Source organism: Microbacterium salsuginis, from assembly GCF_012524205.1.
GTDB lineage: Bacteria > Actinomycetota > Actinomycetes > Actinomycetales > Microbacteriaceae > Microbacterium > Microbacterium salsuginis.
Map to the genome: position 1 here is coordinate 68,362 of NZ_JABACI010000001.1, position 15,029 is coordinate 83,390.

15 protein-coding genes are annotated in these 15,029 nt (G+C 70.3%); 5 read left to right on the forward strand and 10 right to left on the reverse strand.

The features are described 5' to 3' along the window. Window positions 1-134: 134 nt before the first annotated feature. The 3 genes from phoH2 to HF576_RS00355 all read right to left on the reverse strand — a co-directional run bounded on the left by phoH2 (window position 135) and on the right by HF576_RS00355 (window position 3,621). Entirely contained in the window at window positions 135-1,490 is a 1,356-nt protein-coding gene (gene phoH2, locus HF576_RS00345) for an RNA 5'-3' helicase PhoH2 (RefSeq protein WP_168910814.1), read from the reverse strand. A gap of 177 nt (window positions 1,491-1,667) precedes the next feature. Then, window positions 1,668-2,789, reverse strand: coding sequence for an aminotransferase class V-fold PLP-dependent enzyme (locus tag HF576_RS00350; RefSeq protein WP_168910815.1), 1,122 nt, complete (start codon window positions 2,787-2,789; stop codon window positions 1,668-1,670). A gap of 46 nt (window positions 2,790-2,835) precedes the next feature. Beyond that, complete coding sequence (locus HF576_RS00355; protein WP_168910816.1) at window positions 2,836-3,621, reverse strand: isoprenyl transferase; 786 nt, start codon at window positions 3,619-3,621, stop codon at window positions 2,836-2,838. A 75-nt stretch (window positions 3,622-3,696) separates the two neighbouring features. On the opposite strand from HF576_RS00355, the gene trhA reads away from it, so the two are divergent. Then, entirely contained in the window at window positions 3,697-4,440 is a 744-nt protein-coding gene (gene trhA, locus HF576_RS00360; RefSeq protein ID WP_168910817.1) for a PAQR family membrane homeostasis protein TrhA, read from the forward strand. A 25-nt stretch (window positions 4,441-4,465) separates the two neighbouring features. On the opposite strand, the gene HF576_RS00365 is transcribed toward trhA, so the two are convergent. Continuing rightward, window positions 4,466-4,777, reverse strand: coding sequence for a hypothetical protein (locus HF576_RS00365; protein WP_168910818.1), 312 nt, complete (start codon window positions 4,775-4,777; stop codon window positions 4,466-4,468). A 104-nt stretch (window positions 4,778-4,881) separates the two neighbouring features. Between HF576_RS00365 and HF576_RS00370 the strand changes: the two genes are divergently transcribed. Further along, window positions 4,882-5,289 carry a DUF4307 domain-containing protein gene (locus tag HF576_RS00370; protein ID WP_168910819.1) on the forward strand — a complete coding sequence of 136 codons (408 nt, stop codon included), beginning with the start codon at window positions 4,882-4,884 and terminating at the stop codon, window positions 5,287-5,289. Window positions 5,290-5,383: 94 nt separating this feature from the next. Further along, entirely contained in the window at window positions 5,384-5,875 is a 492-nt protein-coding gene (gene greA / locus HF576_RS00375) for a transcription elongation factor GreA (protein ID WP_168910820.1), read from the forward strand. A gap of 21 nt (window positions 5,876-5,896) precedes the next feature. Here the strand turns inward: greA and ilvA are convergent, their stop codons facing one another. Further along, a complete protein-coding gene (gene ilvA / locus HF576_RS00380) occupies window positions 5,897-7,147 on the reverse strand; it encodes a threonine ammonia-lyase (RefSeq protein ID WP_168910821.1) in 1,251 nt (416 codons plus the stop codon). Then, the gene (locus HF576_RS00385) at window positions 7,144-8,334 is read right to left on the reverse strand and encodes an AI-2E family transporter (RefSeq protein WP_168910822.1); all 1,191 of its coding nucleotides are present in this window, start codon (window positions 8,332-8,334) and stop codon (window positions 7,144-7,146) included. The genes ilvA and HF576_RS00385 overlap by 4 nt, the downstream gene beginning before the upstream one ends. A 100-nt stretch (window positions 8,335-8,434) precedes the next feature. Between HF576_RS00385 and HF576_RS00390 the strand changes: the two genes are divergently transcribed. Both HF576_RS00390 and HF576_RS00395 read left to right on the forward strand, forming a co-directional pair. Beyond that, complete coding sequence (locus HF576_RS00390; RefSeq protein ID WP_168910823.1) at window positions 8,435-9,712, forward strand: DNA glycosylase AlkZ-like family protein; 1,278 nt, start codon at window positions 8,435-8,437, stop codon at window positions 9,710-9,712. Window positions 9,713-9,721: 9 nt separating this feature from the next. After that, the gene (locus HF576_RS00395; RefSeq protein ID WP_168910824.1) at window positions 9,722-10,660 is read left to right on the forward strand and encodes a hypothetical protein; all 939 of its coding nucleotides are present in this window, start codon (window positions 9,722-9,724) and stop codon (window positions 10,658-10,660) included. Here the strand turns inward: HF576_RS00395 and HF576_RS00400 are convergent, their stop codons facing one another. The 4 genes from HF576_RS00400 to HF576_RS00415 all read right to left on the reverse strand — a co-directional run bounded on the left by HF576_RS00400 (window position 10,661) and on the right by HF576_RS00415 (window position 14,987). After that, a complete protein-coding gene (locus HF576_RS00400) occupies window positions 10,661-11,767 on the reverse strand; it encodes a DNA glycosylase AlkZ-like family protein (RefSeq protein WP_168910825.1) in 1,107 nt (368 codons plus the stop codon). Between the two features lie 3 nt (window positions 11,768-11,770). Next, window positions 11,771-12,337 (reverse strand): LemA family protein, encoded by a 567-nt coding sequence (locus HF576_RS00405; RefSeq protein WP_168910826.1) that lies wholly within the window; start codon window positions 12,335-12,337, stop codon window positions 11,771-11,773. A gap of 83 nt (window positions 12,338-12,420) precedes the next feature. Beyond that, window positions 12,421-13,734 carry a D-arabinono-1,4-lactone oxidase gene (locus tag HF576_RS00410; RefSeq protein WP_168910827.1) on the reverse strand — a complete coding sequence of 438 codons (1,314 nt, stop codon included), beginning with the start codon at window positions 13,732-13,734 and terminating at the stop codon, window positions 12,421-12,423. After that, window positions 13,731-14,987: an alanine racemase gene (locus HF576_RS00415; RefSeq protein ID WP_168910828.1), complete on the reverse strand. Its 1,257-nt coding sequence runs from the start codon at window positions 14,985-14,987 to the stop codon at window positions 13,731-13,733. Before HF576_RS00415 ends, HF576_RS00410 begins: the two co-directional genes overlap by 4 nt. Window positions 14,988-15,029: the final 42 nt, after the last annotated feature.

Below are 15,029 nucleotides of genomic sequence, written 5' to 3' on the forward strand. Positions count from 1 at the left end.
CGCCAGAGGCCATGAGACTCTTCTCATTCGCCCCCGACCCGCCCACCAGGCCCGCTCGCCCACACGGCGCAGTCGCCCGCTAACACGACGGGATCGGGATGCCGCGGCATCCCGATCCCGTCTCCCTCCGCGTGTCAGGCCAGCTCGCCGGCCTCCAGCAGATCGGTCACCAGCGCGGCGATGGCCGAGCGCTCGGACCGCACCAGCGTGACGTGGCCGAAGAGGCCGTGGCCCTTCAGCGTCTCGATCACCGAGGCGACGCCGTCGTGACGGCCCACCCGCAGATTGTCGCGCTGTCCCACGTCATGCGTGAGCACCACCCGCGAGTTCTGGCCGATGCGGCTGAGCACCGTCAGCAGCACGTTGCGCTCCAGCGACTGCGCCTCGTCCACGATCACGAACGCGTCGTGGAGTGAGCGCCCACGGATGTGGGTGAGCGGGAGCACCTCGAGCATGCCGCGTTCGATCACTTCTTCGAGGACGTTGGACGACACCACGGAGCCGAGCGTGTCGAACACGGCCTGGCCCCACGGGTTCATCTTCTCCTGTTGGTCGCCGGGAAGGTAGCCGAGCTCCTGCCCGCCGACCGCGAACAGCGGACGGAACACGATGATCTTCCGCTGCTGCTGGCGCTCGAGCACGGCCTCGAGACCCGCGCACAGCGCCAGCGCCGACTTGCCTGTGCCCGCCCGTCCGCCGAGCGACACGATCCCGACCTCGGGGTCCAGGAGCAGGTCGATCGCGATGCGCTGTTCCGCCGACCGGCCGTGCAGCCCGAACACCTCTCGATCCCCGCGCACGAGCCGGTACTCGCCGTCACCCACGACGCGTCCGAGCGCGGAACCGCGCTCGGAGTGGATGATCAGGCCGGTGTTGACAGGAAGCCCCTGCACGTCGCCGCTGACGGCGACCTCGCTCTCGTAGAGGTCGCTGACGTCGTCGCCCGACACGTCGATCTCGGCGATGCCGGTCCAGCCGGAGTCGACGGCCTGCTCGGCGAGGTACTCCTCGGCCGAGATGCCGAGCGATGCCGCCTTGACACGCATCGGCAGGTCCTTCGACACGACCGTCACCTCCTGCCCGTCCTGGGCAAGATGCATCGCGACGGCGAGGATGCGGCTGTCGTTGTCGCCGAGGCGCATGCCCGAAGGGAGCACCGTCGCGTCGGTGTTGTTCAGCTCGACCCGCAGGGTGCCGCCGGCGCCGACCGGGACCGGGAAATCGAGCCGGCCGTGCTCGACGCGGAGCTCGTCGAGGTGACGCAGCGCCTGCCGGGCGAAGTAGCCGATCTCGGGGTCGTGCCGCTTGCCCTCCAGCTCGGTGATCACCACGACGGGGATCACGACGCTGTGCTCGGCGAAGCGGAAGAAGGCCCGCGGATCGCTCAGCAGCACCGATGTGTCGAGCACGTAGGTGCGGAGATCCTGATCGATCCCCCCGACCTGCTCGAGGCTCTGACTGCGCTGCTTGTGTGGTGCTCGTGTGGTCACAACCCACTCCCGCCCCGGGTGGAGAACCCGGCAGTCACGAGTCGACCAGGGTCACGAGTCGTTTCCGAAAGGCCGACTCGAACGGGCGCCTTGCCCGATGTGATGAACGTACGTCCGCCCGCCGACATCCGGCGCGCACGACACGCACAGGATCGTGTCGTTCTGGTGAACTTCAGCTCACCAGACGCGTGCGGACGAGAAGGCCGCGAGTGCGTCGCCGAAAAGGCGCAGCGTGTCGGCGCCGGTGCCCACGTGCGGGGCCACCCGGATGCGGCCGGCGCGGGTCGTCACCGTGAGCCCGTGGTTGGCGAGGGACGCTGCCAGGGGCGCCGCCTCCTGCGCGGCGGGCTCGAGTGTCACGATGCCGGCGCGACGCTCGGGCTCGCGCGCCGTGACGACGGGAACGTCGTAGCGGTCGGCGAAGAACATGACGTCGGCGGTGCGTGCCGCCAGTTCGGCCTCGATCGTGGCGACGCCGACGTCGGCGACTTCCCGCAGCGCGGTCGCGAGCCGCGCGGCGGCGAGCATGTCGGCGCCGGCCACCGAGAACGCCTGGGCCGACGACGACGGCGCTGGAACGGCGTCGACCGGCAGATCGCCGTCGACCCCGTGGAAGCCCGACAGCACCGGCGCGATCCGCTCCAGCGCCCGATCTCCGAACCACGCGAAGCCGGTGCCCCGCCCCGCGCGCAGCCACTTGTAGCCGTGTGCGCACACGACGTCGGCGACCGTGTAGTCGACGTCCACCATGCCGAAGCCCTGCGTCGCGTCGACGATGAGCAGCCGGTCGCCGAGAACTTCGCGCAGCGCCGGGAGGTCCGCTCGGTATCCCGTGCGGAAATCGACGAGGCTCACCGCGAGCGCCCGCGTCTCGTCCACGAGCGCGTCGCGCACCACGTCGGGCGTGATGCACCCGTCCGGTGGCTCGAGCCACTGCACTCGGATCGTCCCCAGCGCCTCCGATGCCCGGGTCGCGGCGACGGTGAGACTCGGGAACTCACCGCGTCCCAGCATGAGCCCGCCGGCGAGACCGTAGATCGCGTGCATGAGGCCGTACGTCGTGGACGGCTGCAGGACGACCTGCGCGGCATCCGTCGTCCCGATCAGCTGGGCGGCGAGCTCCCGCGCCTCGCGGACGTGGTCGCGCACGAGCTCGATGCTGCTCCGGCGCCCCGAGCCGAGCAGTTCGGTGTCGCCCTGCGCCTCGGCGCGCACCGCGGGTGAGAGCGGTCCGAACGCGGCCCAGTCGAGATATCCCGGCTCCCCATCGAACGAGGCCGCATATGAGTCCAGATCCACGCCGTCATTCTGGCAGAGCGGGGAGCTCGCGTGCGCCCGGGCGATCTCAGCTGCCGAAACGACGGTCCCGCGACGCGAAATCCCGGATGGCGCGCAGGAAGTCCACCTCGCGCAGATCCGGGCCGAGCGCCTCGACGAAGTAGAACTCCGAGTGGGCACTCTGCCACAGCAGGAAGTCGCTGAGCCGCTGCTCGCCCGACGTGCGGATCACGAGGTCGGGATCGGGCTGGCCGCCGGTGTAGAGGTGCTCGCCGATCTGCTCGGGGGTCAGACTCGCGGCGAGCTCCTCGAGCGAGCCGCCCTCGCGGTCGTGCTTGGCGATGATGCTTCGCACCGCATCGACGATCTCGCCGCGGCCGCCGTAGCCGACGGCGAGGTTCACGTGCAGTCCAGGATGATCGCGGGTGCGCTCCTCCGCATCGGCGAGCACGCGTGCCAGCTCGGCGGGAAGAGCCGCCGAACGACCGACGTGCTTGACCCGCCAGTCCCGCTCGTGAGAGAGCTCGTCGGCCAGCTCGGCGATGATCTCGATGAGGTCGGAGAGCTCGCGCGAGTCCCGCTTGACCAGGTTGTCGTTGGACAGGAGGTACAGCGACACCACCCCGATGCCGACGTCGTCGCACCAGCGCAGGAACTCCCGCATCTTCGCGGCGCCTGCGCGGTGCCCGTGCGAGGCCGAATCGAAGCCGAGCTGCCGGGCCCAGCGACGGTTGCCGTCGATCATCATCGCCACGTGCCGCGGCACGGTCTCTGGGTCGAGCCGTCGGCGAAGACGATTGATGTAGAGCCGGTAGAGCGGTCCCCTGCCCTCATTCGACGAAGCACGCGCCACACGCCTACGCTACCCCGCCGGGCGCGCTCCGACCATGTGCCGACACGGGCATGCGTCGCCCCCTACCCTGGGAGCATGAGCCGCCGCGCACATCTTCCGCAGGCCCCCGAGGTTCCCGTGCTGCCGCTCATGGACGCCGCGGCAGTGGACGCGGCCGCTCCGGAGCTCAAGCCCACCTGGCGGGGATGGATCCACGCCGGCACCTTCCCGGTCGCGATCGCGGCCGGCATCGTGCTGATCGTCATGGCGCAGGGCGCGCCCGCGAAATGGGCGTCGGCGGTGTTCATGGCGACATCGCTGCTGCTGTTCGGCAACTCGGCGGTCTACCACCGTTTCGATTGGAAGCCGCGCACCAAGGCGATCCTGAAGCGGATCGACCACGCCAACATCCTGCTGCTCATCGCGGGCACCTACACGCCCATCGCGACGCTCGCGCTCCCTCCCGAGAAGGGCATCCTGCTGCTGTCGCTGGTCTGGAGCGGCGCGCTGCTGGGCATCCTGTTCCGCGTCTTCTGGATCAACGCGCCCCGCTGGCTGTACGTCGCGCTGTACCTCGTGCTCGGCTGGGCGGCGATCATGTACATCGTCGACCTCTTCAACGCGAACGCCGTCATGATGCTCCTGGTCATCATCGGCGGTCTGCTCTACACCTTCGGCGCCGTCGTCTACGCACTCAAGCGCCCGAACCCGTGGCCGGGGCACTTCGGCTTCCACGAGATCTTCCACGTGTGCACCGTCCTGGCGTTCCTGTGCCATTGGACGGCATGCCTGCTGATCGCGCTCGATCCGTTCTCGCCGTCGCTCGGCATGCCCGGCTGACGAGATTCCGGATGCCGCAGCCCGGTCAGGTCCGCGCGGGCGGCTCGTCGCCGGGGTCGACGCGCTGGTCGTCGGTATCGGTCGCCTCGACGGCGCGGTCGCCCTGCTCCTGCGCATCGAGTTCCGCCTGCAGCTCCTCTTCGATGTCTGCGCGGACACGTCCGCGGCGAATGCGGCGCAGCATGTCCCACACCAGCAGGATCACGGCCACCGCGACCAGCGCGGTGATGACGAACCCCTCGACACCGGGGGTGACCAGCTCGGGATCGACCTGCGGCGTCGGGGTCGGCGTCGGGGTCGCCGCGGCACCTGCCAGGGCGGCGAGCACGTCGTGCATGGGTGTCCTCGTTCTGCCCGGGGCGGCGGGCGGTGCGGGTGTCGGCGGCGATGCGCGGGAGCGCATAGCCTGGAGTCCCAGCCTAATCTTCCGACGGATCCGACATGACGACGCAGGACATGCTCGACGAGCGCTACGGGCGCCGCCGCTCCCCCGCGCGACGCTGGCTGATCGGCGGCGCCGCCGTCCTCGCCGTGGGGGTCGTCGCCGCCTTCGGCTGGTTCACGGTGCAGGGCTCTCTGGACGCGGTCGACGTCGACACCACCTCGTTCGCGATCGTGGACGAGCACGCGGTCGAGCTCGGATTCCAGATCACCGCTCCCCCCGGCCGCGCCGTCGCGTGCGCCATCGAGGCACAGGACGAGGACCACGGCGTCGTGGGCTGGCGCGTCGTCGAGATCGAGGCAGCCGACACCCACGCGCGGGCTTTTCGCGAGATGATCCCGACCACAGCAGAGGCCACGACGGGCTTCGTGAACTCGTGCTGGGTTTTGTCCTCGCCCGCAACCTGACGTAGTCTGTCGGGACTGCAGTCGATCCGCGCCCTGGCCGAGAGCCGGGGCGTTCGGTTTATCGACGTGCCCCCGCCGACCGAAGGAGTCAGCCGTGTCGAACGATGCACCCGAGACCTTCCTCACCCAGGATGCCTACGACCGTCTCGCCGCCGAGCTCGAGCACCTCTCGACCACGGGCCGCGAAGAGATCGCGAAGCGCATCGAGGCCGCCCGCGAAGAGGGCGACCTCAAGGAGAACGGCGGCTATCACGCGGCGAAGGACGAGCAGGGCAAGCAGGAGGCCCGCATCCGCACGCTGCAGCACCTGCTGAAGTCGGCCAAGGTGGGCGAGGCGCCCGAGAGCAACGGCGTGGTGCAGCCGGGCACCGTCGTCACCGCGGTCATCGCGGGCGGCGAAGAGGTGTTCCTGCTCGGCAACCGCGAGATCGGCGTCGGCTCCGAGCTCGACGTGTACAGCGAGGCGTCGCCGCTGGGCGCGGCCATCATCGGCCGCAAGGAGGGCGAGAAGACGTCCTACACCGCGCCGAACGGACGCGAGATCGCCGTCGAGATCGTGAAGGTCGAGACGTACAACGGTCAGTGACCCCTCTGACCGCGGTCGTCGTCAGTCCGGGACGACGTTCGGCGCGTAGCCGGCGTCCTCGAGCACCGAGATGACGTGTGCGCGGTGCTCCTCGCCGCGGGTCTCGACGCTCAGCTGCAGGATCACCTCGCTGATCTGAAGTCCCTGCCCATGCCGGGTGTGGAGCACCTCGATGACGTTCGCGCCCGCGAGCGCCAGCAGCTCCGATACGCGTGCGAGCTGGCCGGGGCGATCGGGCAGCGGGATCTGCAGTGTCATGTATCGACCGGATGCCGAAAGCCCGTGAGCGACGACGCGCTGCAGCAGCAGCGGATCGATGTTGCCGCCGGTCAGCACGCTCACGGTGGGACCGGTGGCGGTGATCTTGCCGGCGAGGATCGCCGCGACGCCCACGGCGCCGGCCGGCTCGACCACCTGCTTCGCCCGCTCGAGGAGCACCAGCAGCGCGCGGGCGATGTCGTCCTCGGTCACCGTGACGACCTCGTCGACCAGCTCGCTGATCATGCGGAACGGCAGGTCGCCCGGCCGTGCGACGGCGATGCCGTCGGCGATCGTCGGCTTGGTGGCGACTTCGAGAGGATGCCCTGCCTGCAGCGACGCGGGATAGGCCGCGGAGTTCTCGGCCTGGACTCCGATGACGCGGACGGTGCGGCCGGCCGCGGCCGCCCGCGCCTTGACCGCCGCCGCGACACCCGCGATCAAACCCCCGCCCCCGATTCCGAGCACGACGGTGTCGAGCTCGGGCATCTCGTCCATCAGCTCGAGACCGAGCGTGCCCTGGCCGGCGATCACGTCCGGGTGGTCGAAGGGGTGGATGAAGACCGCACCTGTGCGCTCGGCGAACTCCGCGGCGAGGCGCAGCGGCGTCTCCACCGTCGCACCCTCCAGCACCACGTCGGCCCCGTAGCCGCGTGTGGCGAGGAGCTTCGGCACCGGCACGCCGAGCGGCATGAAGATCGTCGCGGGGATGCCGAGCGACTTCGCGGCCAGCGCGACTCCCTGCGCGTGGTTGCCGGCGGAGGCCGCGACCACGCCGCGGCCGCGTTCCTCGGCCGTCAGCTGCGAGAGCCGATACGTGGCGCCGCGGATCTTGAAGGATCCGGTGCGCTGCAGATTCTCGAGCTTGAGGTGGACGGGGACGCCCAGCAGCTCCGAGAGGTGCTGCGACTCATCGAGCGGGGTGCGCACGATGACGCCGCGCAGGACGGCGGCGGCATCTTCGACGTCCGACAGCGTCGGCACATCTGCTCGCTGGGAGTGCGTGGTCGTCACGGGCGGATCCTCCTCGGCCGGGGAACGGTACTCCAGATCAGGTCGCCGCTGGGTCTGACGCCGGTCTCCCACGCTCGTTGGCCGAGATAGACGGCGACGACGTTGACGAAGGCCGCGAGCGGCACCGCGAAGAGGGCACCGGGGATGCCGGCGATCATGGCGCCTCCGGCCACGACCAGCACGACCGCGAGCGGGTGGACCTTCACCGCCGATCCCATGAGGAGCGGCTGGAGCACATGCCCCTCCAGCTGCTGGACGCCCAGGACCACGATCAGCATCCACAGCGCGATCCACGGACCGTTGTACACCAGCGCCAGGAAGACGGCGACAGCGCCGGTGACCACGGCGCCGACGAACGGGACGAACGCGCCCAGGAAGACCAGGACCGCGACGGGGATGGCCAGCGGCACGCCGAGCAGGAATGCGCCCAGGCCGATGCCGATGGCGTCGATGGTCGCGACCAGCAGCTGTGTGCGCGCGTAGTTCACGACCGTCACCCAACCGGCACGGCCGGCGCCGTCGGCGGCGGGGCGCGCCCGCTTCGGGAACAGCCGCAGCACCCAGCGCCAGATGCCTGCGCCGTCGGCCAGCAGGCACAGCAGGATGAAGATCGCCAGGAGCGTGCCGGTGACCACGTGACCGAGCGTCGAGCCGATCGCGAGGGCGCCCGACCACAGCAACTCGGCCTGCTCCTGAAGGAAGCTCCACCCCTGGGCCAGCAGATCGTCGATCTGCTCCGCGCTCAGGTGGAGCGGACCGTCGATGAGGTACTGGCGGAACTCTCCGATCGCCTCGACCGTGCGGTCCTGCACCGTGGACCATTGTCGGGTGATCTGCCAGACGGCGAGCCAGAGCAGCCCGGTCACGATGGCGAGAGTGCCGACGACCGACACGACGATCGCGATCCAGCGCGGCACGCGGTGACGGAGCATCCATGTGAACGCGGGATACAGCAGCGCGCTCACGAGGATCGCGATGAGCAGCGGGATCACGAGGAGCTTGAGCTGGATGACCAGCCACACGGCCACACCGATCGCAGCGGCGACCACGAGGAATCGCCAGGAATACGCGGTCGCGATCCTGAGGCCGCGGGGCATCGAGCCGGACAGCTCGGTCGAGACGACCCTGCTCCGGTCGCGGACGGCGTCGAAGAGCGAGCCGCGGGGCTTTTCGTCGGAGCCGCTCATCTCGCCAGTCTAGGACTGTCGCATTCCGCAGGAGTCATGCACCCCTGCGCGCCCCGGGCAGCGGCGTCGTGTGTCGGTGCCCGTCGCTAGGCTGACGCGCGTGAAGTCGAACCTGAGCGCCGCCGAGGCGCGCCGCATCGCACTGGCCGCCCAGGGTTTCGGGCGTCCGCGTCCCGCGACCGCGGGAACCCGGCAGCTCAACGGCGCTCTCTCCCGCATGGCGACCCTGCAGATCGACTCGGTCAACGTCTTCGCGCGCTCGCACTACATGCCGCTGTTCTCGCGGCTCGGCGCCTACGACACCGCGGCCCTGGACCGGCTCCTGTTCGCGCGGCGCGCCCCGTACGTCGAGTACTGGGCCCACGTGGCGGCCTTCATCCCGGCGTCTGACTGGGGCCTGTTCGGCTTCCGCATGGAGGCGCTGCGCGAGAAGTACGGATCGCAGCCCGGCGGGTGGTTCGACACCCACCGAGAGACAGTCGATTGGATCCGCGCCGAGCTGGCCGCTCGGGGGCCGCTGCGCCCGGCGCAGATCGAGCATGACTCCCGCAAGGCCTCCCGCGGTCCGTGGTGGGACTGGGACGTGGTCAAGCACGCGCTGGAGTACCTGTGGCTGTTCGGAGAGGTGGCGATCGCGGGCCGTCGCGGCTTCGAGCGGCGCTACGGGCTCGCCGAGCAGGTGATCCCGCCCGAGGCGCTGACCGTCCAGGTGCCGCGGGATGACGCGATCCGTGAGCTGGTGCGCCGTGCCGCGCGCGCCTACGGCGTCGCGACGGCGGCCGATCTCGCCGACTACTGGCGCATCGCCGATCGCAAGGCGGTGCTCTCGGCGATCGACGAGCTGACCGATGCCGGCGAGCTTCACCCCGTCACCGTGGCGGGCTGGACGACGGGGGGCAAGCCGGCGAAAGCGTGGCTGCACGCGGATGCCGCGACCCCGCGTCGCGTCGACGCGACGGCCATCCTCACCCCGTTCGATCCCGTCGTGTGGTTCCGCGACCGCGCCGAGCGCCTCTTCGACTTCGAGTACCGCATCGAGATCTACACGCCCGCTCACAAGCGGCGCTACGGCTATTACTCGCTCCCTGTCCTGGTGGGTGACGACATCGTCGGCCGTGTCGACCTCAAGGCCGATCGTGCGAGCTCCCGGCTGCTCGTCCAGTCAGCGTGGTGGGAGCATGGTGCACCCGCGGACGCGGCCGCGCGACTGGCCGAAGAGCTGCGCACGGCCGCGGCATGGCAGGGCCTGGAGACGGTGTCGATCTCACACTGGGGGGACGCGGTGGACGACGTGGCGCGTGCAATGCCCGGTGCGCTGCGCCATGACGCGGGCTCACGCGAACCCGTTGCGCTCGCCGCCGACGAGCCGTCGGGCTAGCGTGGTGGGGTGAAGCGGGCTGCCGTCGTGGGGATCATCGCCGGCGCTGCCGTCGCGGTCGCGGCGGCCGGTGCGGCGGCCTGGTTCCTGTTGCGACCTGCTTCGGTGGAAGACGTCGCGCGCGAGTATCTGGCCGCACTCTCCGACGGCGACTGGGAGGCGATCGACGGGATGCGGGCGGATCCGCTTCCCGATGACGCCGACGTGGTGGTCGCGGACTCGTTCACCGGAGCGGCCGGTTATGCGCAGGATCCGCGCATAGAGACCATCGGAGAAGAGCGCGGTGGGCGCGTAGAGGTGGAGGCGACGGCCGAGATCGACGGGTCGTCGCGCACCATCGTCTTCGCGCTGACCCGTGTCGGCTCCGATTGGAAGCTCGCGGGCGAGGACTACCTGGCCGCGCTCACGGTCCATGCCGCGATCGAGGACGGCACGACGCTGCCCGCGGTGCGGATCGGCGACGCCCTCGCCCCCACCAAGACCGTGGTGGCGCTCCTGCCCGCGGTGTACGACATCAGGGCGGCCCCCTCCGATGTCCTGGAGGGCGGCGCGGTCATCGGCGTGAGCAACGACGCGCCGGCGGCCGTCGACGTCGAGGCGTCCTTCTCCCCCGACGCCGCCGGCCTGGCACAGGAACAGCTCGACGCATACGCCGAGTCGTGTACTCGGGCCGCTGCCGAGGTGCCCGACCAGTGCGGCCTGATCGTGCCCTGGCAGGCCGATCTGGCCGAGCTCGAGCGCATCGCGTTCCGCGTCGAGCAGCTTCCGGACGTGACCCTCTCCCCGACAGGCACGTCGTTCGACGCCACCGGCGGCATCGTCGTGGCCACGGCGCACGGTCTGCGTCGAGACGGCACTCCCGGTTCGTTCACGTACCGTGCCGACGACTGGGCGCTGCGCGGCTCGATCCGCTTCTCGGGTGAGGAGATGGTGCTCGGGGTGCGGTGATCAGCCCGTCGAGGTCGCGACACCCCGCACCTCGAGGCTGAGCCACCGAGCAAGATCGGCGATCTCGCCATCGACTGCTCCCGCGAGCTCATCGTCGAACGGCTCGTCCTCGTGCACCGCGAAGACCCGCAGCACGCCCTGCTTGCGGTCGGCCTTCGCGTCCAGCTTGCCCACGAAGCGGTCGCCGTGCAGGATCGGCAGCGCGAAGTACCCCCACCGCCGCTTGGCGGCGGGCTTGTACATCTCGAGCAGGTACTCGTAGCCGAACAGCTCCTCCAGCCGCCGTCGATCGAACACCAGACGATCGAAGGGCGACAGCAGCGCGGTTCTCGGTTCGAAGCCCGTCTCGTCGTCTCGCAGCGCCTGTGGATCGACGCGCCACGTGCCCTCGATGCCGTCCACCACCGCCTCTTCGCCGACGTCACCCACATCGATCGGCTCGAGGGGCTGGGCGATGCCCTTCGCACGAGCAATGCCCAACGACGCCAGGCGGCGCTCGGCCCGCTCACGCGCGGCGTCTTCGGCCGAGAGTTCGGGCACGTCTGCCGGGTACACCCGCTCCGCCAGGTCGAACAGTCGGCCCGCGCGATCCCGGGACGAGATCGCCACCTCGCCGCGCAGCACGAGCATCTCGAGCAGCTGCAGCGTGTTGCGGTTGTTCGTCCACCCGGACGACCGCCACGAGACCTGGGCCGTGTCGGGGATGTCGGCCGGGCGCAGGGGTCCTTCGCTGCGGAGCCGTTCCAGCACCTCGCGACGGAAGCGGTCGTTCGCCGCGAGCCACTCGCGCGCGTCGGCGGACCGGGGCCGCTGCCGCATGTCGGGCAGCAGCAGCGGCAGGTCGGTCATCGTCCGATAGAACCCGCCCCACTCGAAGATCGCGCGATCCTCCTCCACCAGTCGCACCAGATCCGCCGGCTGATACGGCCAGCCCAGGCGGCTCCACAGGATGTGGTCGGCACTGGGCGCGATCGCCGCGGTGGGCTCGATGTTGACGATCGTCAGTGCGTCGATCGTCTCGACGATGCCCGCCGGTCGCTCCCCGCTCAGCAGCTGGGCGCGCACGGCGATGCGGCGTGCCTGCTCACGAGAGAGGCGTTGCGGCATGCGTCAGAACTGGACCCGCGGGGGTTCCGAGATGGCGGCGCCGTCGATGACCTCGAAGAACTCGCGCTCGTGGAAGCCCAGATTGCGGGCGAACATGTTGTTGGGGAACACCTTGATCTTGGTGTTCAGCTCGCGCACCCCGCCGTTGTAGAAGCGCCGCGACGCCTGCACCTTGTCTTCGGTGTCGACGATCGACTGCTGCAGCTGCAGAAAGTTCTGGCTGGCCTGCAGCTGTGGGTAGGCCTCGGCCACGGCGAACAGGGACTTCAGCGCCTGCTGCATGTGTCCCTCGGCGACACCCGCCTCGGCGGGGCCGGACGCCGACAGCGTCTCGGCGCGTGCGCGAGTGACGTTCTCGAACACCGCCTTCTCATGCGCGGCGTAGCCCTTGACGGTCTCGATCAGGTTCGGCAGCAGATCGGCGCGGCGCTTCAGCTGCACCGTGATGTCGCTCCATGCCTCGTCCACGCGGACGTTCAGCTGTACGAGCGAGTTGTAGGTCGCCCACAGGTAGATGCCGGCGATCAGCACGAGCGCCACCACGATGATGACCGCGATCAGCCATTCCATAACTGAGACTCCGTTCGAGGTTTGCCCTCATCCTAGCCACGCGTGCCGAAGCGGAATGCGCCCGCGACCAGGACTCTCAGCCGTTACCCACCGAGCACGCGATCCAGATACGGGTTGCGCAGCAGCCGGTCGGGATCGAGTCGATCGCGCAGAGCGACGAAGTCGTCGAACCGCGGATAGCGCTCGCGCAGGACACCCGCGTCCAGCGTGTGCATCTTGCCCCAGTGCGGACGCCCGCCGTGGTGCAGCATGATCTGCTCGACGGCCTCGAAGTACTCCGTGGGGTCCTCCCGCCAATACCGGTGCACGGCGATGTAGCCCGTCGCCCGGCCGTACGCGGTGGACATCCACACGGCATCGGCCGCCGCGAACCGCACCTCGACGGGGAATGAGATGCGCCAGCGGCGCTCGTCGACCAGGGCGCGGACCTCGTCGAAGGCCGCCCGCACGTTCTCGACGGGCAGGGCGTACTCCATCTCACGGAATCGCACCGCCCTGGCCGTCGCGAAGACGCGCGCCGAGGCATCCGTGAACTCCCGATCGCCCCACATGCGCACCGACAGCCGGTTGATGGCCGGGATCGTGACGGGCACGGCACGCGCGACGCTGCACGCGACCTGATGCAGACCGGTGCCCACGAGTGCGTCGTCGATCCACTTGCCGACGGGGGTGAGCGGATGCCGCGGCGCACTGCCGGGCAGCCGCGTGTTGGTCTTCGTCATCGCGCGGTCGGTGTGCGGGAACCAGTAGAACTCGAAGTGGTCGGCCGCCGTCGCGCGCTCCTCGAGGGCCGCAAGGACCTCTTCGAGCGGTTCGGGCTGCTCCACGGCGTGCAGGACGAACGACGGCACGCACTGGAGGGTCACCTCGACCAGGATCCCGAGCGCTCCGAGGCCGAGCGCCACCGCCGGTACGAGGTCCGGGTTCTCCTCCTCGTCGACGCGCAACAGCTCGCCCGTCGCGGTGACGACCGTCGCGCCGACGACCTGGGTGGCGATGCCACCGAACCGGGCTCCGGTGCCGTGCGTCCCGGTCGAGATCGCACCGGCGATCGACTGCCGGTCGATGTCTCCCAGGTTCTCCATCGCCAGTCCGTGGGGCGCCAGCAGCGCCGGGACCTGGTGCAGGCGCGTGCCTGCGAGGAACGTGGCCCTGGCACGCTCGACATCGACGGAGACGAGCCCTGCCAGATCCCTCAGCTCGAGGAGCACGCCGGGGGCGACGGCGATGCCGGTGAAGCTGTGTCCGGCGCCGACCGCCTTGATCTGCGCTCCGCGCCCGGCGGCAGCCGTCACCGCCCGCTGGACGGCCTCGATCGTCGGCGGGAACTCGACGCGCTGAGGACGCACCCGCTCGGACCGTCCCCAGTTCTGCCAGGTGCCGCCCGGACGCGTCACAGGAACGCCTGCCCGTCGCCGCGGTAGGTCGCCACGGTGCCGACCGTGGCGCCGGGCACCGAGCTGTCCACCAGGTGATAGCGATCGATCCGCTCCGCGAGCTCGCCGCTCTTCGCGTGCCGGAACCACACCCGGTCGCCGACCGCCAGAGCGCGCGCCGCCTCGCCGCGCAGCGGAGTCTGCACTTCGCCCGCCCCCTCGCGGGCGGCCATCTGCAGATCCGGCGGCCACACGGCTCGCGGCTGCCGCGACTGCAGCGCCGGGCCGGACGCGATCCAGCCGCCGCCGAGGACGGTGGCCACATCGGGTGCGGGTTTGCGCACGACCTCGAGTGCGAACGCGGCGGCGGGGGCGGGAGTGAACGCTCGGTAGCCGTCGAACAGGTGACCGGCGAGCAGCCCGCTGCCCGCGGTGAGCTCGGTGACGGAGAGATCGGATGCCGTCAGCTCGAGCGAGCCGGTTCCGCCGCCGTTGACGAACTCCAGAGGTGCGATGTCGCGCAGCGCGGAGACGATCGCGGCACGCCGCTCGAGCAGCTCCGCCGCGGAGCGTCGCTGCATCCACCGGATCATCGTGTCGCCCGGGCCGGTCGCATCGCCCTGGCCGGCGATCTGCGCCTCGTACATCATGAGGCCGACGAGCCGGAACCCGTCGCGGCCCGCGATGGTGCGTGCCAGCGCCGCCACCTCTGCGGGTTCGTGCACGGGCGAGCGGAGGACGCCGACGTGGCCGAGCCCCGGCGCCCGCCATGACGCGTCGGCGTCGATCGCGACGCGCACCTCCGGCCGCGCTGCGGCACCGGCGACCGAGTCGACGAGGTCGAGCTGGGCCGGATCGTCGACCATGAGCGTGATCCGCGACAGCGCGTCCTCATCCGCCACGAGCGCGGCGATCGCCGCGCGGTCCGCGGTGGGGTATCCGAGCACGATGTCGTCGTGAGCGGGCATCTCGCCATGGGGCTTCGAGAGCCACAGCGCCTCCGGCAGCGTGAAGGCCAGGATGCCCCGGTAACCAGGCAATGCGAGCACCGCGTCGAGCACGGATCGCACGCGCACCGACTTGCTGGCTACGCGGATGGGGACGCCACCGGCACGCACGACCATGTCGAGGGCGTTGTAGCGCAGCGCATCGACGCTGAGCGCGGCCACCGGCCCGCTCACCGCCGCGACGGCGTGCGACATCGTCCCCCAGAAGGACGAGGGTTGCTCCCACGGTTTCGTCGCCGGGGTCGTGGACAGCAGATCGAGATTCATACGTCCCGCTTCGGGTGCGCGCGCATGAGCAACAGCCTAGGG

Bases quoted from the DNA above. Each gene is read 5' to 3' on its own strand.
- HF576_RS00365 (WP_168910818.1), bottom strand. From the start codon at position 4,777: ATGCACGACGTGCTCGCCGCCCTGGCAGGTGCCGCGGCGACCCCGACG.
- trhA (WP_168910817.1), top strand. From the start codon at position 3,697: ATGAGCCGCCGCGCACATCTTCCGCAGGCCCCCGAGGTTCCCGTGCTG.
- HF576_RS00385 (WP_168910822.1), bottom strand. From the start codon at position 8,334: ATGAGCGGCTCCGACGAAAAGCCCCGCGGCTCGCTCTTCGACGCCGTC.
- HF576_RS00370 (WP_168910819.1), top strand. From the start codon at position 4,882: ATGACGACGCAGGACATGCTCGACGAGCGCTACGGGCGCCGCCGCTCC.
- HF576_RS00400 (WP_168910825.1), bottom strand. From the start codon at position 11,767: ATGCCGCAACGCCTCTCTCGTGAGCAGGCACGCCGCATCGCCGTGCGC.
- HF576_RS00405 (WP_168910826.1), bottom strand. From the start codon at position 12,337: ATGGAATGGCTGATCGCGGTCATCATCGTGGTGGCGCTCGTGCTGATC.
- HF576_RS00415 (WP_168910828.1), bottom strand. From the start codon at position 14,987: ATGAATCTCGATCTGCTGTCCACGACCCCGGCGACGAAACCGTGGGAG.